Origin of the sequence: Paracoccus marcusii (assembly GCF_028621715.1) — a bacterium.
GTDB lineage: Bacteria > Pseudomonadota > Alphaproteobacteria > Rhodobacterales > Rhodobacteraceae > Paracoccus > Paracoccus marcusii.
In genome coordinates, this window is sequence record NZ_CP117466.1 from 1,694,976 (window position 1) to 1,718,919 (window position 23,944).

Consider the following 23,944-nt stretch of genomic DNA (forward strand, 5'->3'; position numbering starts at 1 on the left):
CGATGGGATCGACAGCGTCCGGGGTCAGTCGACGCGCTCGAACCGCTCGAACACCAGGCCCACGGGGCGGATCGGTGCGCCGGGTTGGTCGGGGCGGTTCACGTCCGTCAGCGCCATCCGGTACTCTCCGGGTTCCAGCACCACCGGCCCCAACCGGGCGTCCACGCTGCCGTCCCGGTCGTCGGCCTGCACCACGACAGCCCCGTCCCGTGAAAACAGCGCCAGCTTGGCATCGACGCCGACCAGTTCGCCATAGGCGCTGACAATCAGCGCGGTCTCTCGGTCCAGGGTGAAGGTCAGCCATTGCGCGGTGCCGTCCTGCAGGACGACCGTCTCGCGGTCGGCGGCCAGGTCGATGGCCTGCATCGGATAGTCGCCATCCTTGGGCGGTGCCAGCTCGCCCTTGCGCCAGGCGGTGCGCAGATAGCTGTCGCGGTCCAGCGCCTCGACGCTGACGGTGATCGTGCCCTCGCCCGAGGAGATCGGCGCGACACCCAGGCAATAGTCGCCCCCGGCCAGACCGCTTGGGAAATCGAGGCGCGCGTTCAACCCGTCGGCATCGTCGTTGGCGGCGATCTGCGTGCCCGACCCGTCGAACAGGATCATGTTCGGGTCCAGCCCGTCGCTGACCGCGCGCAGGGTCACGGAGGCGCTGCCGTCCAGCGCGAATCGCAGATAGCGGACGGTGCCGTCCGTCTGCGCCTCAACGGGCAGGGCGGCGTTCAGCGGCCCCTGGCCCAGGGTCTCGGCAGGCGTTTCAAGAGTGCAGGCGGCGATGGTCGTGTCCACGGGACCGACCAGCAGGGCGGGCATGTCGGGACGCGTCAGCTGGACGGTCGCGGTCATGTCCGCGTCCCCGACGGGGATCAGCCGCACGCAATAGTCGCCCGGTCCGACGGACTGTTCGATCCGCGAATTCAGCCCGACGGCATCGTCATTCTCGGCCAGCAGGTCGCCGTCGGGGGTTTCCAGCCTGATCGACGGGTCGCCGTCCGACATCGCCTCCAGCCGCAGGGGCTGCATGTCGCCCGTCACCCGGAACATCGCATAGGGGTTGGTGCCGGCGGTCGTGGTCATCTGCCGCGACAGCGCGGCCCCCGCCGCGGTGATGTCGCTGGCATCGGGATCGTCGCCCAGCCAGGTGGCGGGCTGACCGGAACACTGCGGCTGGGCCGGGGCGTCCTGCGCCTGCACGGGCAGGGCTGCCAGCAGCAGGAGGGGCAGGGGGGCAAGACGGGACATGAGACTCATGATGACACCTTCGGTTTGCTTCGCGCTACAGTTGCACCCTGCGCAGGGCCCGGCAAGCGTGGTGACGGGCCGGGGATTCGGGGAAATCCGCTGATCCGGCTTGACCCAGGACGCATGGCACGGTTCAAGGCGGCAAAGTCCCCGCGCGGGCCGACCCGGAAGGCAGACGCCATGAAGTTCACCCTCTCCTGGCTCAAGGAGCATCTCGACACCACCGCGACCATCGACCAGATCGCCGAGGCGCTGACCGATCTTGGCCTGGAGGTCGAGGAGATCGCGGACCCTGCCGCTAGGCTGGGGACCTTTACCCTGGCGCGGATCGATCATGCCGAACAGCATCCCGATGCCGATCGCCTGCGCGTCTGCCGGGTGATGACGGACGAGGGCGAAAAGCAGATCGTCTGCGGCGCGCCCAATGCGCGGGCGGGCATCACGGTCGTGCTGGCCAAGCCCGGCGATTACGTCCCCGGCATCGACACGACGCTTGGCGTGGGCAAGATCCGCGGCGTCGAAAGCCACGGCATGATGGCCTCCGAACGCGAGCTGGAGCTGTCCGAAGAGCATGACGGCATCATCGAGCTGCCGTCCGGCGAGGTCGGGCAGCGCTTCGTCGACTGGCTGGCGCAGAACGCGCCGGACAAGATCGACCCGATGATCCACATCAAGATCACGCCGAACCGCCCCGACGCCCTGGGCGTCCACGGCGTCGCCCGCGACCTGGCGGCGCGCGGCTTGGGCACGTTGAAGGCCGTGACGGTCGATGCGGTGCCCGGCGCCTTTCCCTGCCCGGTGGGGGTGACCATCGACGCGGGCGTGGCCGCCAAGGCGCCGTTCTTTGCGGGCCGCGTGGTGCGGGGGGTGACGAACGGCCCGTCGCCCGCCTGGCTGCAGAAGCGCCTGCGCGCGATCGGCCTGCGCCCGATCAATGCGCTGGTGGACATCACCAACTTCTTCACCTTCGACCTGAACCGGCCGCTGCACGTGTTCGACGCGGGCAAGGTCGCGGGCGACCTGATCCTGCGCGGCGCACGGGCCGGAGAGGAGCTGGTGGCGCTGGACGACAAGACCTATGCCCTGCCCGAAGGCGCGGTGGTGATCTGCGACGACAACGGCATCGAAAGCATCGCGGGCATCATGGGCGGCGCGGCATCTGGCGCGTCCGAGAAGACGCGCGACGTCTTCATCGAGGCCGCCTATTTTGACCCGATCAGCACCGCCGCCACCGGCCGCGCGCTGAAGATCAACAGCGATGCGCGCTATCGCTTTGAACGCGGCATCGACCCGGCCTTCACCCTGCCGGGGCTGGAGCTGGCCACGCGCATGGTGCTGGACCTCTGCGGTGGCGAGGCCTCCGAGGTGGTGAGTGCCGGCGCGCTGCCCGACACGGGCCGCGCCTATCGCCTGGACCCCGCGCGCACCAGCCGCCTGGTCGGCATGGATATCGACGAGGCCGATCAGCGCGCCACGCTGGAAGCCCTGGGCTTCCGGCTGGAGGGCGAGATGGCGCATGTCCCCTCCTGGCGTCCCGACGTGCTGGGCGAGGCCGATCTGGTCGAGGAGATCGCCCGCATCGCCAGCCTGACCAAGCTGCAGGGCAAGCCCCTGCCGCGGGCCCAGGCCGGGGTGCCAAAGCCCGTGCTGACGCCCCTGCAGGTCCGCGAGAAGACGGCGCGGCGCATGGCGGCGGCTTTGGGCTACAACGAATGCGTGACCTACAGCTTCATCGACCAGGCCTCGGCGGCGCTGTTCGGCGGCGGGGATGATGCAGTGCGCGTCGAGAACCCGATCAGCAGCGAGATGAGCCATCTGCGCCCCGACCTGCTGCCCGGCCTGCTGCAGGCCGCGGCGCGCAACCAGGCGCGCGGCTTCGCCGATCTGGCGCTGTTCGAGCTGGGCCCGGTCTTTTCGGGCGGAGAGCCGGGCGAGCAGGCGGTCCGCATCAGCGGGCTGCTGGTCGGCCAGACCGCGCCGCGCGACCCCTTCGGCAGCCGCCGCAAGGTGGACCTCTATGACGCCAAGGCCGATGCCGAGGCGATCCTGAACGCCGTCGGCGCGCCTGCGCGTGCGCAGATCAACCGCAAGCTGGATGGCTGGTGGCATCCGGGGCGTGCGGGCAACATCGCGCTCGGGCCGAACGTGCTGGCAACCTTCGGCGAGATCCACCCCAAGGTCCTGCGCCAGATGGACGTCAAGGGGCCGGCCGTGGGCTTCACGATCCAGCTGGCCGCGGTGCCCTTCCCCAAGGTCAAGACGCCCACGCGCCCCGCGCTGGAGCTGTCCGAACTGCAGGCCGTCGATCGCGATTTCGCCTTCGTCGTGGATGCGGGGGTCGAGGCGCTGACCCTGGTCAACGCCGCCGCCGGGGCCGACAAGGCGCTGATCGCAGGCGTGTCCGTCTTTGACCAGTTCCAGGGGCTGGAGGGCGGCCAGAAATCGCTGGCCATCACCGTGCGCCTGCAGCCGCGCGACAAGACGCTGACCGATGCCGATATCGAGGCGGTCAGCCGCAAGATCGTCGAGAAGGTCGAAAAGGCCACGGGCGGCCGCCTGCGCGCCTGATCCACCCCGGTCACGGACATGAAAAGACCCCGCCCGGTTGTCCGGGCGGGGTCTTTTCATGTCGGCCGTCTGGCGCGTCTCAGAAGATCAGCGACAGGATGCCGATCACGACCAGCAGGCCGATGATGAAGATGATGCCGGCGGCGCCGCCGATGAACTTGAGCATGTCGGTCTCCTGTTTGTTACGCAGGACAACCGGAAAGGCGCGCTGTTGTTCCCCGGCACGGGCCGCGCGGTGCAGGAAAACCGGATGATCATGCCGGAAAACGGTGAGAGGCTGGACAACGACCCATGCGGGACTCGTTACGGCTGCTTCCTTCCGGACCTGACCGATTTGGCGAGGCGCTTGCCCGCGCCAACCTCTCGGGCGCACAGATAGGATGGTCGCGCGGCGGATGCAAGCCCATGCGCATGTCTTACAGCGACAGGCGCATCACCGCGAAACCGTCCTCGTTCAGTCCCACGCCCTGCAGCCGGTCTGGTTCGGGCAGGGGACGGTCCAGCGCGGCGGGTGCTGTCTCGAACAGGACGGTGGTGCCGGGCTGGGGCGCGAAGGCCCAGTTGGGCCGGGCCGGAATGCGGACCCGCCGCAGCTGTCGGACATAGCGGCGCAGAACGTCCAAAGTCAGCGCGTCACGGTCCAGGATCACCCGGTTGCACGAGACCAGCGGACTGAACAGCCCGCAGCTTGCCAGCCGATACGAGTTCGTGGCCAGCACGAAGGCCTGGTCGTCCGCGACGGGCCGGGTCTGCCAGGTCAGGTCGCGGATGCGGTGGGCATTCGGGTCGGCAAGCCGCCCGTCGGGGTGAAACCGCGCCGGGGCGGACAGGTCGATCCGCCAGCTGACCCCGTCGATGACGTCGAAGTTGTAGGCCGGAAACTCGGGATTCAGCAGCGGCGCGTCGCGCGCGCCGGGTTGGACGCGGTGAAACAGGCTGGCCGAACGTTCCAGCCATCCCCGCAGCTGCGCGCCCGTCAGGCGGATGGCGGTGATCCGGTTCGGAAAGGAGTAGAGGTCGGCCAGGTGCCGCAGGCTCAGCGTGCCCGCCGGGACGTCGGTGTAATGCTGAGGTCCGCCCCGCCCCCCGGCCCGATAGGGCGCCGAGGCCGACAGCACCGGCACGTCCGCATCCGGCGTGCCCGACAGCCGCTGCCGGACATGCCAGCGCTGTGCGAGGTTCACCAAGCGCAGGCCGCAATCATGGCCGATCACTGCGAAATGGCTGTTCAGGGGTTGCGCCGTGCGGCCGATGCGCGTGGACAGCTGCCGCAGGGTGGCCTTGTGCGCGGTCGCCACCTGGCGCGCCACCAGCACCGCGGTCGGCATCGCCGGCGTGACCGATTCGGCGCGCACGGCAAAGCGGTCGACCGCCAGCCCGCCATCCGCCCGCAGGGTAAAGCGCAGGTCGATCACCCCCAGATGCGATCCGCCAAAGCCGGGCATGACCGCGGGCTTGCCCGCCAGCGTTCCCCGATCGGCGTCGATGCCGGGGCGGCCGCGCCAGCGGGGGCCGGGAAAGACCTCGTGCGTGTGGCCGGCGATCAGCACGTCGATGCCGGGCAGGGCGGCCAGCGCATGGGCGGCGTGCTCCATCCGGGGCAGGGGCTCGGGGCCGCCGATGCCGCTGTGGGCCAGCGCCACGACCAGATCGACCCCTTGGGCGCGCAGCCGCGGCACCAGGCGGCGGGCACAGTCCAGGATGTCGTCGCTGCGCATGACGGCGCGCAGGTCCTGGTCCCACTCCTCGGTCTGGGGCGGCAGAAAGCCGATGACGCCGATGCGCAGCGGCAGGCGGTTGCCGTGCGGGTCGGTCAACTCACGCTCGATCACGCAGGTGGCGGCGAAATCGGCGCCGCGGCGCACGGTCAGGTTCGCGGCCAGCATCGGAAAGCGCGCCCGTGCCACCGCGCGCCGCAGGAAGGGCAGGCCGAAGTTGAAATCGTGGTTCCCCAGCGCCGCCGCGTCATAGCCAAGCGCGTTCATCGCCGCGATGGCCGGGTGGGTGCCGGCGAAGGGTCCGCTGCGCCGCGCGACCAGGTCGCCCATCGGACCGCCCTGCAGGAAATCGCCGTTGTCCAAGAGAATGCTGGCATGCGGCCCGGTCCGCCGCGCCTCGATCAGCGATGCGGTGCGCGCCAGCCCGATCCGGTCCGACGGACGATCCGCCAGGTAATCGTAGGGCAGCAGGTGCATGTGCAGGTCGCTGGTGGCCAGGATGCGCAGCGTCATGCCGTCCGGGGGCGGATCATCCGCGGCCGTTGCGGGCATTTGCATCGTCTTCCTGTCAAACATGTGATCGCCCGACGCCGCGTTGCGCATGCCGTCATGTCCTTTCCGGGCACGGACGACATACCGATACCATGCTTACTGTATACAATTCGAACCACACAACCAAAGATTGAAGAACGCACGCTTTATCAGGTCATTGTGGCACAGAATTTCACAAATCCGAAACGTTGCGATGAATTCGGGCGCGCCTTGGTTTTCGGGTGCCATGATCGCGGTTTGGTAATCCCCCGGTTGAACCTGCCGCGCGATCCGGATTATCTGCCAAGGGAGGGGTCGGCGGTCCTGGCCGCCCCGGATGGGTCATTGGGTCGTTTCAGATGAAGTTCTCCACGCGGATCGACACGGACCTTCCCGCGGAACGCCTGTTCGAGGTGGTCGGGAATTTCGACGCGCTGGAACGGATGGTGATCGGCCGCGGCGCAACCGTGGCGCGCATCGATCCGTCGAACGAACCGGGGATCGGCATGGGCTGGAACATCGGGTTCGACTGGCGGGGCAAGGCGCGGCAGCTGCGGCTGGCCGTCACGCGGTTCGACCGCCCCGAACAGATGATGATGGCCGGTCATTCCGATGCGCTGGACCTGACGGTGGTGGCCACCGTCGTCGCGCTGAGCCGCGTCAAGTCGCGCCTGATCTTCGAGACCGAGGTCCGCCCGCGCAACATGAAGGCCAGGCTGATGCTGCAGACCGCCAAGCTGGGCAAGGCGCAGCTAGACCGCCGCTATCAGCGCCGGATCGAGGATTTCGTCCACCAGATGCGCAACTTTGCCCGCTAGGCGAGATCAGTCCGCCATGCTTGCCTGTCGCTGCATCTCGCGCAACGGATCGGCCGGATAGACGCCCAGGATGTCCAGGCTGGAGGTGAAGTAGCGCAGCTCATCCAGCGCGCGGGCGACGTTCGCATCTTCGGGGTGGCCCTCGATGTCGGCATAGAACTGGGTCGCGGTGAACACGCCGTCGACCATGTAGCTTTCCAGTTTGGTCATGTTCACGCCGTTCGTCGCGAACCCGCCCATCGCTTTGTAGAGCGCCGCCGGGATGTTGCGGACCCGGAAGACAAAGCTGGTCAGCATCCGCTCGGCGCGCCGGCTGTCGTCGGAATGGCGCGACATGATCAGGAACCGCGTCGTGTTGTTCTGCCGGTCCTCGATCCGGTCGGCCAGGCGGTCCAGACCATAGATCTCGCCCGCCAGGGGCGCGGCCAGCGCGGCCAGCGACGGATTGCCGCGCGCGGCGACCTCCTTGGCGGAACCGGCCGTGTCGGCCCCGGTGATCGCGTGGATGGCGTTCCGGCGCAGGAAACCGCGGCACTGGCCCAGCAGGACGGTATGGCTCATCGCCTCGCGGACCTGATCCAGGGTCGTGCCGGGCACGGCCAGCAGGCTGATATGGACGCGCACGAAGGCCTCGTCGATGATGCGCAGGCCGGATTCGGGCAGCAGGTGATGGATGTCGGCCACCCGTCCATAGGTCGAGTTCTCGACCGGCAGCATGGCCAGATCGGCGTCGCCCGCGCGCACGGCCTCGATCACGTCCTCGAAGGTGCGGCAGGGCAGGGCCTCCATTCCAGGACGCGCGCTGCGGCAGGCCTCGTGGCTGTAGGCACCCGGTTCTCCCTGGAACGCGATGCGATTCGTGGTCATGGCCGGGCCCCCGCTGTTCTAAATTTGAGCGTGCCGGGGTAACTATACCTTGATCCTTGAAAGCGAAAGCGGATACATACCGCACGACCTGACGAGCTTACCAAGGCGGGACCGCACGCGATGTTCAATACGATGACCCTGACCAAGGCAGCCGGCGCCTTCATTGGCGCGCTGCTGTTTTTGATGCTGGCCAACTGGGCGGCCAGCGGCCTGTTCACTGTCGGACATGGCGGCGGTCATCACGGCGACGAGGAAATTGCGCAGGCCTATACCATCCCGGTCCCGGAAACCGTCCCCGCGGGCGAAGAGGAAGCGCCGCTGGACTTTGCCGCGCTGATGGCCTCGGCCGACGCGGCTGCGGGCGAGCGTGAATGGGCCAAGTGCCGGTCGTGCCACGCCCTGGACGGCAGCGACGGCGTCGGCCCGCACCTGAACGGCGTCGTCGGACGCCCGACCGCCAGCATCGACGGGTTCAGCTATTCCAGCGCGATGACCGAACATGCGGCCGAATACCCCACCTGGGATCCCGACCACCTGCAGGCGTTCCTGGAGAACCCGCGCGGCTTCGTCTCGGGCACCGCGATGAGCTTCGCGGGCATCCGCGATCCGCAGGCCCGCGCCAACCTGATCGCCTATCTGGAAACCAATCCCTGATCGGTCCCGCCAGACCGTGCGCCATCCAGAAAACCCCGGCCCGGCGCCGGGGTTTTCTCATGGCCCGCGTTCACGAAATCGCGGCTTGAAGCCCGGCCCCCCGCTGGCCTAGCCTCTCGCTGGTCCAGACCGGAGAGACGACATGCGCCACGCCGCCCGCCTTGCCACGCTGCTTCTTGGGATCGCCGCGGTCCCAGCCTGGGCGCAGGACGCGGCCGGCGATCCGACGGTCATCAAGACGCATGGCATCGCCACCTTTGGCGAGCCCGCACTGCCCGCGGACTTTCCGCATCTGCCCTACGTGAACCCGGACGCGCCCAAGGGCGGCGAGATGTCCCAGCACGGTATCGGCACCTTTGACAGCTACAATCCCTACACGTTCCGGGGGCGGGCCACGGCGCCGTCGGTGATGATGCTGGAACCGCTGATGGAGTCGGTCCTGGACGATCCGTATTCGATGTACTGCCTGCTGTGCGAGACGGTCGAATATCCCGAGAGCCGCGACTGGATCATCTTCAACCTGCGCCCCGAAGCGCGTTTCAGCGACGGCAGCCCGCTGACCGCAGACGACGTCCTGTTCACGTTCGAACTGCTGCGCGACAAGGGCTTTCCGTCCTACAGCGAGGCGCTGAAGACACGCGTCGCCAGTGCCACGGTGCTGGACACGCACCGCATCCGGTTCGATTTCATGCCCGACATCGAACGCCGCGACGTGCTTGGGCTGATGGGCAACCAGTCGATCTTCTCGCGCGCCGAGTTCGAAGCGACTGGCCGTGACATCCAGCAGACCAGCACGACGCCGTTCCTGGGGTCCGGCCCCTATGTCTTCGACAGCGCGGATTTCGGGCGGTCGATCACGATGCGGCGCAACCCGGACTATTGGGGCAAGGACCTGCCCATCAACAAGGGCCGGCACAATTTCGACACCCTGCGGTTCGAGTATTTCGGCGATTTCGACGCGGCCTTCGAGGCGTTCAAGGCCGGCATCTATACGTTCCGGGTCGAGCCGTCCGAACAGCTGTGGTCGACCGGCTATGACTTTCCGGCGGTGGCGGCGGGCGCCGTCATCAAGGAGGAGATCCCCGACGGCGTGATCGCATCGGGCGATGCCTGGGTCTTCAACCTGCGGCGCGACAAGTTCAAGGACATCCGCGTGCGCGAGGCGATCGGGCTGATGTTCAACTTCGAATGGTCGAACCAGGCGCTGTTCTATGGCATGAACACCCGGCTGGACAGCTTCTGGGACAACAGCGACCTGCAGGCCGAAGGCCCGCCCACGCCTGAGGAGCTGGCGCTGCTGGAACCCGTCGCGGCCGATCTGCCGCCGGGCATCCTGACCGACGATCCGGTCTCGGCCCCGGTCAGCGGCGAACGCCAGCTGGACCGCGGCAATGCGCGCCGCGCGGCGGCGCTGCTGGACGAGGCGGGCTGGACCACCGGCACGGACGGCATGCGCCGCAACGCCGCAGGCCAGACGCTGCGGGTCGAGTTCCTGGACTTCAACCAGAGCTATGACCGCATCGTGAACCCCTATGTCGAGAACCTGCGTGCGATCGGCGTGGACGCGGTCCTGTCGCGGGTCGATCCGTCGGAACTGACCACCCGCACCCGCAGCCATGATTTCGACATCGTGCGCGACAGCCTGGGCAACGGTTACGGAATCGGCGGTGGCACGGCGCAGGCCTTTGGGTCCGAGCACAGCGACGACGTGTTCAACCCGATGGGCCTGGCCAACCCCGCCATCGACCGCCTGATCGAGATCGGCAGCGCCGCCACGACGGACGCCGAGAACCGCGTCGCCATCCGCGCGCTGGACCGGGCGCTGCGCAGCCTGCGCTTCTGGATCCCGCAATGGTACAAGCCGGTGACCACGGTCGCCTACTGGGACGTCTATGACCGCCCCGAGACCCTGCCCGCCCTTGGCTTGGGGGTCACGGACTTCTGGTGGTACGACCAGACCCGTGCGGACGAGCTGCGGGCGGCGGGCCAGCTGCGCTGAGACGGCGATGCGCTTGATTTCCCGGCGCGGATTGCCGACAAGCCCAGATAACGACAAGGCCCCGCCAAGGGGCACGGACCCAACGGGGAAGGGCATGCGCTGATGGGCGCCTACATCTTGCGGCGACTGCTGCTGATCATCCCGACCCTGATCGGGATCATGGTGGTGAACTTTACCCTGACGCAGTTCGTCCCCGGCGGCCCGATCGAACAGATCGCGGCCCAGGTCCGGGGCGAGGGCGATGTGCTGGGCAACCTGGCCGGCGCCACGGCCGACAGCGCCGAACAGCTGGGCGGCGATGCGGGATACGAGGGCGCGCGCGGCCTGCCCCCCGAATTCATTGCCCAGCTTGAAAAGGAGTTCGGCTTCGACAAGCCCCCGGTCGAGCGGTTCTTCTCCATGATGTGGAACTACATCCGCTTCGATTTCGGGACCAGCTGGTTCCGATCGATCAGCGTGATGGACCTGGTCGTCGAGAAGATGCCGGTCTCGATCACGCTGGGGCTGTGGTCGACGCTGATCGCCTATGTCATCTCGATCCCGCTGGGCATCCGCAAGGCGGTGCGCGACGGATCGCGGTTCGACACCTGGACGTCGGGGGTGATCATCATGGCCTATGCGATCCCGGCGTTCCTGTTCGCGGTCATCCTGATGGTGCTGTTCGCGGGCGGCAGCTATTGGCAGATCTTTCCGCTGCGCGGCCTGACATCGGACAATTTCGCGGACCTGTCGGTCTGGGGCAAGGTCAAGGACTATGCCTGGCACGCGGCCCTGCCGGTGATCGCGGCCACGATCAGCAGCTTCGCGACGCTGACGCTGCTGACCAAGAACAGCTTCCTGGACGAGATCAACAAGCAGTACGTGATGACTGCGCGGGCCAAGGGGCTGACCGAACGCCGCGTCCTGTACGGCCACGTCTTCCGCAACGCGATGCTGATCGTGATCGCGGGGTTTCCGGCGATGTTCCTGGGCGTGTTCTTCGGATCAAGCATCCTGATCGAGACGATCTTCTCGCTGGACGGGCTGGGGCGCCTGGGCTTCGAGGCGGCGGTGCAGCGCGACTATCCGGTGATCTTCGGCACGCTGTATGTCTTCGGCCTGATGAGCCTGGTGGTCGGCATCCTGTCGGACCTGATGTACGTCTTTGTCGATCCGCGCATCGACTTTGAGAAGAGGGCGGGCTGATGGCGATGTCGGAACTGAACCGCCGCCGCTGGCGCAACTTCCGCCGGAACGGACGCGCCTTCTGGTCGCTGGTGATCTTTGCGGTCCTGTTCGTGACCGCGATGTTCGCCGAGATCGTGGCCAACGACAAACCCATCGTCGTCCGCTATCAGGGCGAACTGTACTGGCCCGCCTACAACTTCTATCCCGAGACCGCGTTCGGCGGCGATTTCGGGACCGAGGCGATCTATCGCGACGAGGCGGTGCAATGCCTGATCGTGTCGGGCGGCCGCGAGGAATGCTGGGACGAGCCGGAGGGCTTCATGGCGGCGGTGCGGTCGGGTTCGACCGATGTGCCCAAGGCCGAACAGGGCTGGATGATCTGGCCGCCGATCCCCTATCACTACCGCACCATCAACAACGTGGGCACCGCGCCCTCCGCGCCCGACGGCAACCACCTGCTGGGCACGGACGACACCGCGCGGGACGTGCTGGCGCGGGTGATCTACGGGTTCCGCACCTCGATCCTGTTCACGCTGATCGTGACGGTGGTGGCCTCGACCATCGGCATCACGGCGGGCGCGATCCAGGGCTATTTCGGCGGCCGCACCGACCTGGTGTTCCAGCGCGTGCTGGAGATCTGGGCCTCGACGCCCAGCCTTTACGTCATCATCATCCTGTTCGCGATCCTGGGGCGCAGCTTCTGGCTTCTGGTCTTCGTCACCATCCTGTTCGGCTGGCCCGCGCTGGTGGGCGTGGTGCGGGCGGAATTCCTGCGCGCGCGGAACTTTGAATATGTCCGCGCGGCGCGCGCCCTGGGCGTCAGCGACCGCAAGATCATGTTCCGCCACATCCTGCCCAACGCGATGGTCGCCACGCTGACGATGATGCCCTTTGTCGTCACCGGCACGATCAGCGGCCTGGCTGCGCTAGACTACCTTGGCTATGGCCTGCCCGCCGGATCGGCATCTTTGGGAGAGATGGCGCTGCAGGCGAAACAGAACCTGCAGGCGCCCTGGCTGGCCTTCACGTCCTTCTTCACCTTCGCGATCATGCTGTCGCTTCTGGTGTTCATCTTCGAGGGCATCCGCGACGCCTTCGACCCCAGAAAGACCTTCCGATGAGCGATCAGCCCGTCCGCCCCGCCCCCGGCGCCCCCGCGGCCGTGGCCGAGAGCCATGGCGGCTCGATGCCCGGCGCATCGCAGGCGCGTCCCGTGCCCGCCGCGTCCAGCGACGCGGTGCTGGCGGTCAGCGACCTGCGCATCGGGTTCCGGTCCGAAGGTGTCCTGACCGCGGCCGTCAAGGGCGTCAGCTTTCACATCGACCGTGGCGAGACCGTGGCCCTGGTGGGCGAATCCGGGTCGGGCAAGTCGATCACGGCGCTGTCCACCGTGCAGCTGCTGGGCGCCTCGGCCGAGGTCCAAGGGTCGGTGAAATACGCGGGCCGCGAGATGGTCGGCGCATCGGACCGCACCCTGCGCGACATCCGCGGCAACGACATCAGCTTCATCTTCCAGGAGCCGATGACCTCGCTGAACCCGCTGCACACGCTGGAAAAGCAGCTGTCGGAAAGCCTGGCGCTGCACCAGGGGCTGTCGGGCGCCAAGGCGCGGGCGCGGATCATCGAACTGCTGACCCGCGTCGGCATCCGCGACCCGGAAACCCGCCTGGCCGACTATCCGCACCAGCTGTCGGGCGGTCAGCGTCAGCGCGTGATGATCGCGATGGCCCTGGCCAACGGTCCCGACCTGCTGATCGCGGACGAACCCACCACGGCGCTGGACGTGACCATCCAGGCCCAGATCCTGGCCCTGCTGGCCGAGTTGAAGGCCGACGAGGGCCTGTCGATGCTGTTCATCAGCCACGATCTGGGCATCGTGCGCCGCATCGCCGACCGCGTCTGCGTGATGAAGGACGGAGAGATCGTCGAACAGGGCGCGGTCGAGGACATCTTTGCCCGGCCCCAGCACCCCTATACCCGCAAGCTGCTGGCCGCCGAGCCGACCGGGCAGGCTGATCCCATAGCCCCCGATGCGCCGGTTCTGGTCGAGACGCGCGACCTGAAGGTCTGGTTTCCCATCAAGCGCGGCCTGCTGCGCCGCGTGACGGGGCACGTCAAGGCGGTGAACGGCGCGACCCTGTCGCTGCGCGCGGGAGAGACCCTGGGCATCGTCGGCGAATCGGGATCGGGCAAGACCACGCTGGCCCTGGGCATCATGCGCCTAATCGAAAGCGACGGCCCGATCCTGTATCTGGGGCAGGATATCCAGGCCTGGACCAGCGGCCAGCTGCGCCGCCTGCGCCGCGACATGCAGATCGTGTTCCAGGACCCCTATGGCAGCCTGTCGCCCCGCATGACGATCGAGCAGATCATCACCGAGGGCCTGGGCGTGCACGGGGTCGAACCCGGCCGGGACCGCCGCCAGCTGGTCACCGAGATCATGACCGAGGTCGGGCTGAACCCCCAGATGATGCACCGCTATCCGCACGAATTCAGCGGCGGTCAGCGCCAGCGCATCGCCATCGCCCGCGCGATGATCCTGCGTCCCAAGGTCGTCGTCCTGGACGAGCCGACCAGCGCGCTGGACATGACCGTGCAGGTGCAGATCGTGGATCTGCTGCGCGACCTGCAGCGGAAATACGGGCTGGCCTACCTGTTCATCAGCCACGACCTGCGCGTGGTGCGCGCGATGGCGCATCACATCATGGTCATGCGCGCCGGAGAGGTCGTGGAACATGGCAGCGTCGCGCAGATCTTCGATGCGCCCCGGCAGGATTACACCCGCGCCCTGCTGCGCGCGGCCTTTCCGATCCAAGAATGAAGATCCTGTTCGTCCACCAGAACTTTCCGGGCCAGTTTCCGCATCTGGCCCCGGCCCTGGCCGCGCGCGGGCACCAGGTCCTGGCCCTGACGGATGAGAACAACCAGCGGCCCAGCCCGATCCGGACCCTGCGCTACAAGGCGCCGGCGGCGGTGCAGACCGACAGCGCCCTGGGCCGGACCTATGCGGACCATGCGGAACGCGGCCTGCTGGCGGCGCGGGGCGCGCGTGCGCTGCGCGACCGGCACGGATTTCACCCCGACATCGTCATCGGCCATCCGGGCTGGGGAGAGACGCTGTTCCTGAAGGAGATCTGGCCCCACGCGCGCCTGCTGGTCTATGCCGAGCTGATGTACCGCACCCGCGGCCACGACGTGGGCTTCGACCCCGAGATCAGCCCCGACCGGGACGAGGTGCGCTTCATGACCGTCGCGCGGTCGGCGCATCTGGTCCAGGCGATGGTGCAGGCCGATGCGGCCATCGCGCCCACCCGTTATCAGGCCGACAGCTTTCCGCCCGAGCTGCGCGGCAAGATCACCGTCATCCATGACGGCATCGACACGGCCCGCGTGGCCCCCGATCCCGCGGCCCGCCTGACCCTTCCGGGCGGCACGATCCTGCGCGCGGGGGACGAGGTGCTGTCCTTCGTGTCCCGTTCTCTGGAGCCTTACCGCGGGTTTCATGTGCTGATGCGGGCATTGCCCGACGTGCTGGCGTCGCGCCCCGACGCGCAGGTGGTCTTGGTCGGCGCCGAGGGCACCAGCTATGGCGCCAAGCCGCGCGATGCGAACAGCTGGAAGGACAAACTGCTGGCAGAGGTCGGCGCCCGGCTGGACCTGTCGCGGGTGCATTTCCTGGGCCGCGTGCCCTATGGCGACTATCTGTCGCTGATGCAGGTGGCGCGGGTGCATTGCTATCTGACCTATCCGTTCGTGCTGTCCTGGTCGCTGACCGAGGCGATGGCGGCGGGGGGGTACGTCGTGGCGTCCGATACCGAACCGGTGCGCGAGCTGATCACCGACGGGGTGAACGGGCGGTTGGTGCCGTTCTTTGACGGGGCGGCCCTGTCGGCGGCCCTGATCCGCGGCTTGGCGGGCGACCCGCAGGCGGCGGCCATCCGCAAGGCGGCGCGGGCCACGATCCTGGGGGGCTATGATCTGGCGTCGCAATCGCTGCCGCGCCAGATTGCCTGGGTGGAAAGCCAGGGCGCGATGCGATAGACCCTTGGCCACGCTTGCCAAAAGGGCCGCATCATGACGCAGATCAGGCTGACCAACACCCGCACCCGCCGCAAGGAGGAGTTCGTCCCCGTCGACCCGGCCAACGTGCGTCTGTATCTGTGTGGACCCACCGTCTATGACCGCGCCCATCTGGGCAATGCCCGGCCGGTCCTGGTGTTCGACCTGCTGGTGCGGCTGCTGCGGCATGAATACGGCGACCGTGCGGTCACCTATGTGCGCAACTTCACCGATGTCGACGACAAGATCAACGCCGAGGCACAGCGCCGCCGTGCGGCCGGGTCCGACCTGTCCCTGGAGGCGCTGATCGCCGAGCGGACCGAGGAGACGATCGGCTGGTATCACGCCGACATGGATGCCTTGGGCGCCCTGCGCCCCGATCACGAGCCGCGCGCGACCGCCTATGTCGGGCAGATGATCGCGATGACCGCCGACCTGATCGCCAAGGGCCATGCCTATGAGGCCGAGGGGCATGTGCTGTTCGACGTGCGGTCGTTCCCCGATTACGGCAGGCTGTCGGGCCGGTCGGTGGATGACATGATCGCGGGCGCGCGGGTCGAGGTGGCGCCCTTCAAGCGCGACCCGATGGATTTCGTGCTGTGGAAGCCGTCCAGCGATGACCTGCCGGGCTGGGACAGCCCCTGGGGCCGGGGGCGTCCGGGCTGGCATATCGAGTGCTCGGCCATGTCGGCGGCGCTCTTGGGGCCGCATTTCGACATCCATGGCGGCGGCATCGACCTGCAGTTTCCGCACCACGAGAACGAGATCGCGCAGAGCTGCTGCGCCCATCCCGGCGCGGGCTTCGCCAATGTCTGGCTGCACAACGAGATGCTGCAGGTCGAAGGCAAGAAGATGTCCAAGTCCCTGGGCAATTTCTTCACCGTCCGCGACCTGCTGGACCGGGGCGTGCCGGGTGAGGTGATCCGCTTTGTGATGCTGTCCACCCATTACCGCAAGCCGATGGACTGGACCGAGGCCAAGGCGCAGGAGGCCGAAGCGGTGCTTCGGCGGTGGCACGGGCTTGTCACGGGCATCGAGCCCGCGCCAAGCCCGGCACCCGCGCTGATCGAGGCGCTTGCCGATGACCTGAACGCTGCGGGTGCCATCGCCGCGTTGCACGACCTGGCGGGTCGGGGGGACGCGGAGACGCTGTTGGCATCGGCCCGGATGCTGGGCCTGCTGCTGCCGGGCATGGGGGATTGGGCCCAGGCCGATGCCGGTGCGGCGGGCCAGATCGAGGCGTTGCTGGCGGCGCGACTGGCGGCGCGCCAGGCCCGCGATTTCGCCCGCGCGGATGCGATCCGCGACGGGTTCGCGGCGGCGGGCGTCGAGGTCAAGGACACGGCCAAGGGGCCCGAATGGTCGCTGGCCGCGGGGTTCGATCCGGCACGACTGGCCGATCTGGCGCGGACCCACGGCACATGACCCTGGAGGCCTGCACCGAGGCGCTGCGCCAGCATGACCCCGACCGGTTCGGTGCGGTGCTGGTGGCCGAGGCGGCGGACCGTCCGGCGCTGGTCACGCTCTATGCGCTGAACCTGGAGATCGCCCGCGCGCCGTTCCAGTCGGCCGAGCCGATGCTGGCCGAGATGCGGCTGCAATGGTGGATCGACCGCCTGGACGAGATGGGGCAGGACACCGCGCCCCCGCTGCACGATGTACTGACGCCCCTGTGGGAGGCCTGGGGGACCGATGCCGGCACCCTGTCGCCCCTGGCCGAGGCCCGGCGCAGGGATTGCGAACGCCAGCCCTTTGACGGGCCGCAGGCGGTGCTGGCCTATGTCGACGCGACGGCGGGCGCGCTGATGTGGACCGCCGCGCGCTGCTGCGGCGCGCCCGAAGGCACGCGAGAGATCGTGGCCCATCAGGCCCGCGGTGCCGGTCTGGCCGCGTGGCTGCGCGCGCTGCCGCAATTGCAGGCAGTCCGGCTGGGGCTGGAACCGGCCCGCCCCGAGGACGCGCGGGCCTTGGCGGAACAGGCGCGCGACGGGCTGCGCATGGCCGCACGGATGCACCGCAAGCTGCCGCGCCGGGCGGCGGCTGCGCTGTATCCCGGCCCCCGCGTGCCGCGCCTGCTGTCCGAGATCATGGCCGGGCGCACCGATCCGTTCGAGGCCACCACCGCGATCACGCCGTTTCAGCGGCGCGCATCGCTGGCGCGGCTGGCGCTGACCGGGCATTGGTGGCGCTAGGCGGGCTAGAAACCTCTTTTCCTCGCGCGCGGCCTGTGACAGCAATTGCGAAAGGCCCGGCGGGGCGGACGGAAGGGGATCGCCATGGCAAAGGCCAAGTTCGACGACCAGGCACGGGCCGGGCTGTCGCTGATCGCGCCGCCGTTCCTGTATGCGCTAGTGATCCTGGCGGCGCCGCTGCTGACCATCCTGGCCTATAGCTTCCTGACCGACGGCTATCTCGAGATCATCCGCGACTTCACCTTGGACAATTATACCCAGGTGCTGACCGACCCGATCGTGCGGACGGTAATGCTGCGGTCGCTGGTCGTGGCGGCCATCGTGACGCTGGCGACCGTGGTGATGGCCTTTCCGGTCGCCTATTACGTCAGCTTCTGCGTGCGGCCCGAAAAGAAGGCCATGTGGCTGTTCCTGATCACGATCCCCTTCTGGACCAGCTATCTGATCCGGGTGTTCCTGTGGAAGGTGATCCTGGGGTACAACGGCGTCATCAACTCGTCCCTGACGGGGCTTGGCATCATCGACGAGCCGCTGACCTTCATCCTCTACAACACCAACGCGATCGTGCTGACGCTGGCCCATGCCTACGCGCCCTTCGCGATCCTGCCGATCTTCGTCGCGCTGGAGAAGATTGACCGATCCCTGCTGGAGGCCGGGCGCGATCTGGGCGAAAGCCGGCTGATGACCTTCTGGCGGGTGACGCTGCCCCTGGCGATGCCGGGCGTCATCGCGGCGGTGCTGATCGTCTTCATCCCGACCATCGGCGACTATGTCACGCCCGAGGTCATCGGCGGCGGCAAGATCCCGATGATCGCCAACCTGATCCAGGTCCAGATGCTGGCGCTGGACAACCGGCCCCTGGGATCGGCGCTGGCGGTGACGGCCATGGCCATCGTGGCGGTGGTCAGCCTGGTCTTCCTGTTCCTCAACCGCCGCTTCCTCAAGGTGCGCCAATGAACCGCCAGGGACGCGGCCTGCAGGCCTATGCCATCTTCTATCTGCTGTTCCTGTATGCGCCGATCATCCTGCTGCCGATGTTCGCGTTCAATTCGGGCACGATCATCGCCTTTCCGCTGCAGGGGGTGACGACCGACTGGTTCCGGCAGATGTGGGCGGACGCGACGCTGCGCCGGGCGCTGACCAATTCGCTGACCGTGGCGGTGGCCTCGTCCATCCTGGCCACCTGCTTTGGCATCTTCGCGGCGCGCGCCTCGACCCGCTTCGTGTTTCCGGGCAAGGGCGGGATGATGGGGTTCATCATGCTGCCCATGGTGCTGCCGGAAATCATCGTGGCCATGTCGCTGCTGGTCGTGCTGCTGGGCATGGGGGTGCAGCTGTCGCTGATGACGGTCATCGCCGGGCACACGCTGATCTGCATGCCCTATGCCATCGCGGTGCTGACCACCGCCTTTTCGTCGCTGGACCGCAGCCTGGAGGAGGCGGCCTATGACCTGGGCGAGACGAAATGGGGTGCGTTCCGTCTTGTCACGCTGCCCCTGGTCATGCCGGGCATCATCAGCGCGCTGCTGATCAGCTTCACCATCAGCCTGGACGAGTTCATCCTGGCCTTCTTCCTGGCGGGGAACGAACCGACGCTGCCCACCTACATCTTCAGCCAGCTGCGCTTTCCGCGCGCGATCCCCGTCATCATGGCGTTGGGCACGGTGCTGGTGATCCTGTCGATCGTCCTTCTGGCGATCGGCGAATATTTCCGCCGCCGGGGCAATGCCCGCATCGGCGGCAAGCCCACCGGAGGGTTGATGTGACCGAAGCCAAGCCGATGATCGAATGTCAGGGCGTCCACAAGTATTACGGCGACTATCACGCGCTGCGCGGGATCGACCTGACCATCCGGGCCGGAGAGTTCTTCTCCCTGCTAGGCCCGTCAGGCTGCGGCAAGACCACGCTTCTGCGCACCATCGCGGGCTTCGAGGACATCAGCGACGGCGCCATCCTGATCGGCGGCAAGCGCATGGAGGAGGTGCCCGCGAACAAGCGGCCCACCAATATGGTGTTCCAGTCCTATGCCATCTTCCCGCACCTGACCGTCGCCGAGAACGTGGCCTTCGGCCTGCGCCGCGATCCGCGCAGCAAGGCCGAAAAGGCCGCCGCGGTTGAGGAGGCGCTGGCCATGGTCGGGCTCAAGGGATACGGCGCGCGATCCGCGCATGCCCTGTCGGGCGGCCAGCGGCAGCGGGTGGCACTGGCCCGCGCGCTGATCCTCAAGCCCAAGGTGCTGCTTCTGGACGAGCCGCTGTCGGCCCTGGACCGCAAGATGCGAGAGCAGATGCAGGTCGAGCTGATCAAGCTGCAGCGTCAGGTCGGCATCACCTTCGTCCTGGTCACCCATGACCAGGAGGAGGCGCTGGTCATGTCCGACCGCATCGCCGTCATGTTCGAGGGCGAGATCGCGCAGCTGGACGGCCCCGAGGCGCTGTATGCCCGCCCGGCCACGCGGCGGGTCGCGGATTTCATCGGGGTGATGAACTTTCTGCCCGCCACGATCCTGTCCGAGGCGGGCGGCACGGTCACCGTCGATGTCGCGGGCCTGGGTACGGTCGAGCTGCCCGAACGTCAGGTCAGCCGCGCCAATCCCGACGATGCGGGTGCCGTGATCGGTTTCCGCCCCGAGACGATGACCCTGGTCGGTTCGGGCGCGACCCACACGCAGCCACGCGAGACCAACGCCACCATCGACGAGGTCGTCTATTACGGCGACATGACCTATTACGACCTGCGCCTGGACGGCGTGGCGCGGGGCGACGGCAAGTCGCGCACGGTCCGCATCTCGATGCGCAACGTCTTCGGCCGCGACGTGCAGGAGGTCGGGACGCGGACCCGGTTGGCCTGGTCGCCCGGATCGCTGGTGCTGTTCCGCTGAGGCGCGCGGCGCCTTAGCGCGGCGTCAGCCTGACCCAGATCCCGTCGCGCGCCCGGATCGTCAGCCGCGCCACGGGCATCGGCCGGCGGTCGGTCACCTCCAGCCGCCACCGCGCGGTGATCGCGGCCAGCATCACCACACCTTCCACCATGGCCAGCCCCGCGCCGGGGCAGGCCCGCGGCCCTGCGGAAAACGGCAGGAAGGCCGCGCGCGCGCTGGCCTTGCCGTCGGGGCTGTCCCATCGGGCGGGGTCGAAATCGTCGGGCCGGTCCCACAGCCGGTTGTGCCGGTGCAGATGCCACGGAGAGATCACCAGCTGCGCCCCGCGCGGCACGGCCCGGTCGCGGAACGTCTCGGGGGCGGTGGCCTCGCGCACGAACATCGCGACGGCCGGATACAGGCGCAGCGCCTCGCGGAACACGGCGCGGGTCGCCCGCAACCCGCCGACGCTGGCAAAGTCGTCCAGGGTCGCGGCCTCCGCCGCGACACGCTCCTGCCAGTCGGGATGGGCGGCCAGCAGCCACAGCGCCCAGGCCAGGACCGAGGCGCTGGTCTCGTGCCCGGCCAGGAACATCACCGCGACCTGGTCGATCATCTCGGCTTCGGAAAACGGCGTGCCGGTCTCGGGGTCGGGCGTGGTCATGATCCGCGTGGCCAGATCGTCGGGCGCGGTGCCCGCCGCGATGGCCCGGCGACGCGCGCGCACCAGATCGCCGATCAGCCCGCGGATGCGCGCGGCAGTGGCGCGGGTCCGGCGCGAATGGGGCCGCGGCATCCAGGCGGGCAGGGGCAGCAGGGCCGCGAGATTCACCAGGGGCTGCGCGGCCTGATGGTCGCGGAACGCCTCGAACACATCCGTCGCGATGCGGTGTTCGACGGGCAGCGAGAACAGCGTGCGAAAGATCACGTCGGCGGCGGCATGGGCGGCCTGCGGCTCGATGTCCTGCACTCCCGCCGTCAGCCGCTGGCTGGCCGCGCGCGCGGCGGCCAGCACGGCGGGAAAGCTGTCGCGCAGGCGGCCGCCGTCAAACGCCGGGTCGATGATGCGCCGCTGGCGCGCCCAGTCCGCGCCGTTCGCGATGAAGACGCCGTTGCCCAACAGCGGCGCCAGACCCTCGCGCATGCGGTTCGATTTCGGGAAATCGACCGGCCGATCCTGCAGGATCAGCCGGATCAGCGCCGGGTCGTTGCAGAAGAAGCTGTGGATCACCGGACTGCGGAATTCCGCCATCCACGCGCCGTACAGGCGTTCCGGCAGCGCACCCAGCAGGTCGCGCCTGAACCCGCGGATCAGCCCGCGCAGGGTGCCGCGCCCCTCCGCTCCCCGGGGCCGGGGCGTCACCGCGCGCCCACGGGCCGGGTGATCCGCCCCGGCGACGGCTTGCGCCCGGCGAACCGCTGCGCCAGCGTCCGCGGCCCGGCGGTGATCGCGAAATAGTCGTAATCGCCCGGCCGATCAAAGGCGCACAGATACTGGAAGTGCAGCTTGAACCATCGGTTCCTCAACGCGGCCTGCCGGTCCGGCGACAGCGTGTGCGTGAACGCCGCCGAAATCACCAGCGGCCAGCGCTGGTCCGGGCCGGCCTGTCCGCAGACCGCCACGGGATCGCACAGCGCGAAACAGCAGGCATCGCCCGGTGCCGTCACGTCCAGCCAGAACAGTCGGTCGCTGCGCGCAAGCCAGCCCAGATCGTCGCGCAGCCGCCCGGCATCGGGCAGGAACGCCGCCATCGGCACCACATGCCCAAGCGTCAGCAGCGACAGCGCCGGGCCGGGTTTGACACGTTCGCGCAGCAGATCGGCCATCAGCGACACCGCCAGATAGGCGCCCGAGGAATGGCCGACGACCAGCACCTCGTCCGGTCCGTCGTCCAGGATCGCCGTCAGGCGGGCGCGAAACTGGGCCAGCCGGTCCTCCAGCGCGGGGGGATAAGCGCCGCGATGGCGCGCGGTGAAGGCGTAATCGTGCATCAGGTAATAGGCGAACAGCCGGTGATCCAGCCGCCGCCCCAGGACCAGCACGCCCCAGGCCACCGTCACCCCGACGGGCAGGCCCTGCCAGCCGCCGACCAGCCACGCCGCCAGCCCCCCAGCCAGCAAAGCCAGCGCCAGCTGTGCCAGCAGCACCGCGATGGGATAAAGCGCCGCGATGACCGGCCCGCGCCGCAACCGCATCAGCCGCGACAGGGTGCCCGTCGCGATATAGGTCCAGGACGTCCGCGCCAGCTGTGCGAACGTCCCCGCGATGCCCTGCCGCATCGAGGCTTGCACGATGTCGGACCACAGCGCGACCTCGATCACGGTGGTGGTGTCGCGACCCTCGACCCGGCCGTGGACGGCCCAGGCAAAGCCCTGCGCCTGCGCCTTGGTGATGCGCAGCCGGTGGCCCGAAATCCGCGCCTGATCCGCGGCCTCGCGCCGATACAGCTCGCGATAGCGGCGCGGCGGGATGGGGTCGAAACCCGGCAGGTACAGGACGTGGCGGCGGAACGGTGCGGTCATGGGGGCCCTTGACTGTCCGGCACCACCTTAGGTGGAAATGCCGCCGCGGCAAGACCCGGTCAGCCGCGCCAGCTTGCCTCGTGCGCCTCGATCGCGGCGATGCGGCGGGCGGCGGGGGGGTGGGACAGGAACCATGCGGGGGCGCCTGCGCCACCGCTGCCGGTCAGGCGGTCCAGCTTGCGGAACAGCGACTTCTGCGGGGCGGTGCCAAGGCCCGCCTTGATCATCAGGGCGCTGGCGAAACGGTCGGCCTCGAACTCGTCCTGGCGCGACAGGCGGGCGGCGACGGCGGTCGCGATCAGGTTGGCGATCCAGGCGCCGATGCCCGGCAGGATGCGCCCCAGAACCCCGGCCAGCGCCATGCGGATCGCGTTCTGGCCCGCGAAATCGATCATCCGGCGGCGCGAATGGCCCAGGCTGACATGGCCCAGTTCGTGCGCGATGACGCTGGCCAGTTCCTCGGGCGTGACCTCTTCGGCGTCCAGCTTGCGCAGAAAGCCGCGGGTCAGGAAGATGCGCCCGTCGGGGGCGGCAAGGCCGTTCACCGGCTCGATCTCATAGACATGGGCGCGGATCGGGGGCAGGTCCATCGCGCGGCCAAGCCGGTCCAGCATGGGCGTCAGGCGCGGATGGGTCAGGGGCGTGGCCTTCTGGTTCAGCTCCTGGCGCAGGCGCCATGCGGAAAAGAACCACATCGCGACCAGGTACAGCGCCAGCAGGATGAAGGGCAGGTAACGCATCATGGC

Annotated in this window: 20 protein-coding genes and 1 other RNA gene; 13 read left to right on the forward strand and 8 right to left on the reverse strand. The window is 68.4% G+C overall.

Annotated elements, in window-relative coordinates; genetic code table 11:
• Positions 1-24: 24 nt before the first annotated feature.
• Entirely contained in the window at positions 25-1,251 is a 1,227-nt protein-coding gene (locus tag PRL19_RS08430; RefSeq protein WP_273742616.1) for a hypothetical protein, read from the reverse strand.
• A 171-nt stretch (positions 1,252-1,422) separates the two neighbouring features.
• Here PRL19_RS08430 and pheT point away from each other — a divergent pair, with 171 nt between their 5' ends.
• Entirely contained in the window at positions 1,423-3,810 is a 2,388-nt protein-coding gene (pheT, locus tag PRL19_RS08435; protein ID WP_273742617.1) for a phenylalanine--tRNA ligase subunit beta, read from the forward strand.
• 79 nt (positions 3,811-3,889) lie between these two features.
• On the opposite strand, the gene PRL19_RS15785 is transcribed toward pheT, so the two are convergent.
• From PRL19_RS15785 to PRL19_RS08445, 3 genes are all read right to left on the reverse strand, one after another.
• Positions 3,890-3,976, reverse strand: a complete 87-nt coding sequence (locus PRL19_RS15785; RefSeq protein WP_127899305.1) for a small membrane protein YohP — start codon at positions 3,974-3,976, stop codon at positions 3,890-3,892.
• 102 nt (positions 3,977-4,078) lie between these two features.
• Positions 4,079-4,175, reverse strand: an RNA gene (ffs, locus tag PRL19_RS08440) — signal recognition particle sRNA small type.
• A 51-nt stretch (positions 4,176-4,226) separates the two neighbouring features.
• Positions 4,227-6,086, reverse strand: a complete 1,860-nt coding sequence (locus PRL19_RS08445) for a bifunctional 2',3'-cyclic-nucleotide 2'-phosphodiesterase/3'-nucleotidase (protein WP_273742618.1) — start codon at positions 6,084-6,086, stop codon at positions 4,227-4,229.
• Positions 6,087-6,418: 332 nt separating this feature from the next.
• Between PRL19_RS08445 and PRL19_RS08450 the strand changes: the two genes are divergently transcribed.
• A complete protein-coding gene (locus PRL19_RS08450; protein ID WP_046000145.1) occupies positions 6,419-6,877 on the forward strand; it encodes a hypothetical protein in 459 nt (152 codons plus the stop codon).
• A gap of 6 nt (positions 6,878-6,883) precedes the next feature.
• Here PRL19_RS08450 and PRL19_RS08455 read toward each other — a convergent pair whose 3' ends face one another.
• Positions 6,884-7,744 carry a prephenate dehydratase gene (locus PRL19_RS08455; protein ID WP_273742619.1) on the reverse strand — a complete coding sequence of 287 codons (861 nt, stop codon included), beginning with the start codon at positions 7,742-7,744 and terminating at the stop codon, positions 6,884-6,886.
• Between the two features lie 120 nt (positions 7,745-7,864).
• On the opposite strand from PRL19_RS08455, the gene PRL19_RS08460 reads away from it, so the two are divergent.
• From PRL19_RS08460 to PRL19_RS08510, 11 genes are all read left to right on the forward strand, one after another.
• Positions 7,865-8,398 (forward strand): c-type cytochrome, encoded by a 534-nt coding sequence (locus tag PRL19_RS08460; RefSeq protein ID WP_046000146.1) that lies wholly within the window; start codon positions 7,865-7,867, stop codon positions 8,396-8,398.
• A 142-nt stretch (positions 8,399-8,540) separates the two neighbouring features.
• A complete protein-coding gene (locus tag PRL19_RS08465; RefSeq protein ID WP_273742620.1) occupies positions 8,541-10,397 on the forward strand; it encodes an extracellular solute-binding protein in 1,857 nt (618 codons plus the stop codon).
• A gap of 102 nt (positions 10,398-10,499) precedes the next feature.
• Complete coding sequence (locus PRL19_RS08470; protein WP_046000148.1) at positions 10,500-11,582, forward strand: microcin C ABC transporter permease YejB; 1,083 nt, start codon at positions 10,500-10,502, stop codon at positions 11,580-11,582.
• Entirely contained in the window at positions 11,582-12,685 is a 1,104-nt protein-coding gene (locus tag PRL19_RS08475) for an ABC transporter permease (protein WP_045981503.1), read from the forward strand. Before PRL19_RS08470 ends, PRL19_RS08475 begins: the two co-directional genes overlap by 1 nt.
• 65 nt (positions 12,686-12,750) lie before the next feature.
• On the forward strand, positions 12,751-14,385 hold the full coding sequence (locus PRL19_RS08480; RefSeq protein WP_273744483.1) for an ABC transporter ATP-binding protein: 1,635 nt from the start codon (positions 12,751-12,753) through the stop codon (positions 14,383-14,385).
• A complete protein-coding gene (locus PRL19_RS08485; protein WP_273742621.1) occupies positions 14,382-15,605 on the forward strand; it encodes a glycosyltransferase in 1,224 nt (407 codons plus the stop codon). The genes PRL19_RS08480 and PRL19_RS08485 overlap by 4 nt, the downstream gene beginning before the upstream one ends.
• A 33-nt stretch (positions 15,606-15,638) precedes the next feature.
• Complete coding sequence (gene cysS / locus PRL19_RS08490; protein ID WP_273742622.1) at positions 15,639-17,048, forward strand: cysteine--tRNA ligase; 1,410 nt, start codon at positions 15,639-15,641, stop codon at positions 17,046-17,048.
• Positions 17,045-17,815, forward strand: a complete 771-nt coding sequence (locus PRL19_RS08495) for a squalene/phytoene synthase family protein (RefSeq protein ID WP_273742623.1) — start codon at positions 17,045-17,047, stop codon at positions 17,813-17,815. Before cysS ends, PRL19_RS08495 begins: the two co-directional genes overlap by 4 nt.
• An 84-nt stretch (positions 17,816-17,899) precedes the next feature.
• A complete protein-coding gene (locus tag PRL19_RS08500; protein WP_046000153.1) occupies positions 17,900-18,772 on the forward strand; it encodes an ABC transporter permease in 873 nt (290 codons plus the stop codon).
• Positions 18,769-19,581: an ABC transporter permease gene (locus PRL19_RS08505; RefSeq protein ID WP_194885149.1), complete on the forward strand. Its 813-nt coding sequence runs from the start codon at positions 18,769-18,771 to the stop codon at positions 19,579-19,581. The genes PRL19_RS08500 and PRL19_RS08505 overlap by 4 nt, the downstream gene beginning before the upstream one ends.
• A 14-nt stretch (positions 19,582-19,595) precedes the next feature.
• On the forward strand, positions 19,596-20,696 hold the full coding sequence (locus PRL19_RS08510) for an ABC transporter ATP-binding protein (protein ID WP_273744484.1): 1,101 nt from the start codon (positions 19,596-19,598) through the stop codon (positions 20,694-20,696).
• A 13-nt stretch (positions 20,697-20,709) separates the two neighbouring features.
• On the opposite strand, the gene PRL19_RS08515 is transcribed toward PRL19_RS08510, so the two are convergent.
• From PRL19_RS08515 to PRL19_RS08525, 3 genes are read right to left on the reverse strand one after another with little or no spacing between them, the layout of a single operon-like run.
• A complete protein-coding gene (locus PRL19_RS08515) occupies positions 20,710-22,038 on the reverse strand; it encodes a cytochrome P450 (protein ID WP_273742624.1) in 1,329 nt (442 codons plus the stop codon).
• Positions 22,035-23,198, reverse strand: a complete 1,164-nt coding sequence (locus PRL19_RS08520; protein ID WP_273742625.1) for a hypothetical protein — start codon at positions 23,196-23,198, stop codon at positions 22,035-22,037. The genes PRL19_RS08515 and PRL19_RS08520 overlap by 4 nt, the downstream gene beginning before the upstream one ends.
• 59 nt (positions 23,199-23,257) lie before the next feature.
• The gene (locus PRL19_RS08525; protein WP_273742626.1) at positions 23,258-23,941 is read right to left on the reverse strand and encodes a M48 family metallopeptidase; all 684 of its coding nucleotides are present in this window, start codon (positions 23,939-23,941) and stop codon (positions 23,258-23,260) included.
• Positions 23,942-23,944: the final 3 nt, after the last annotated feature.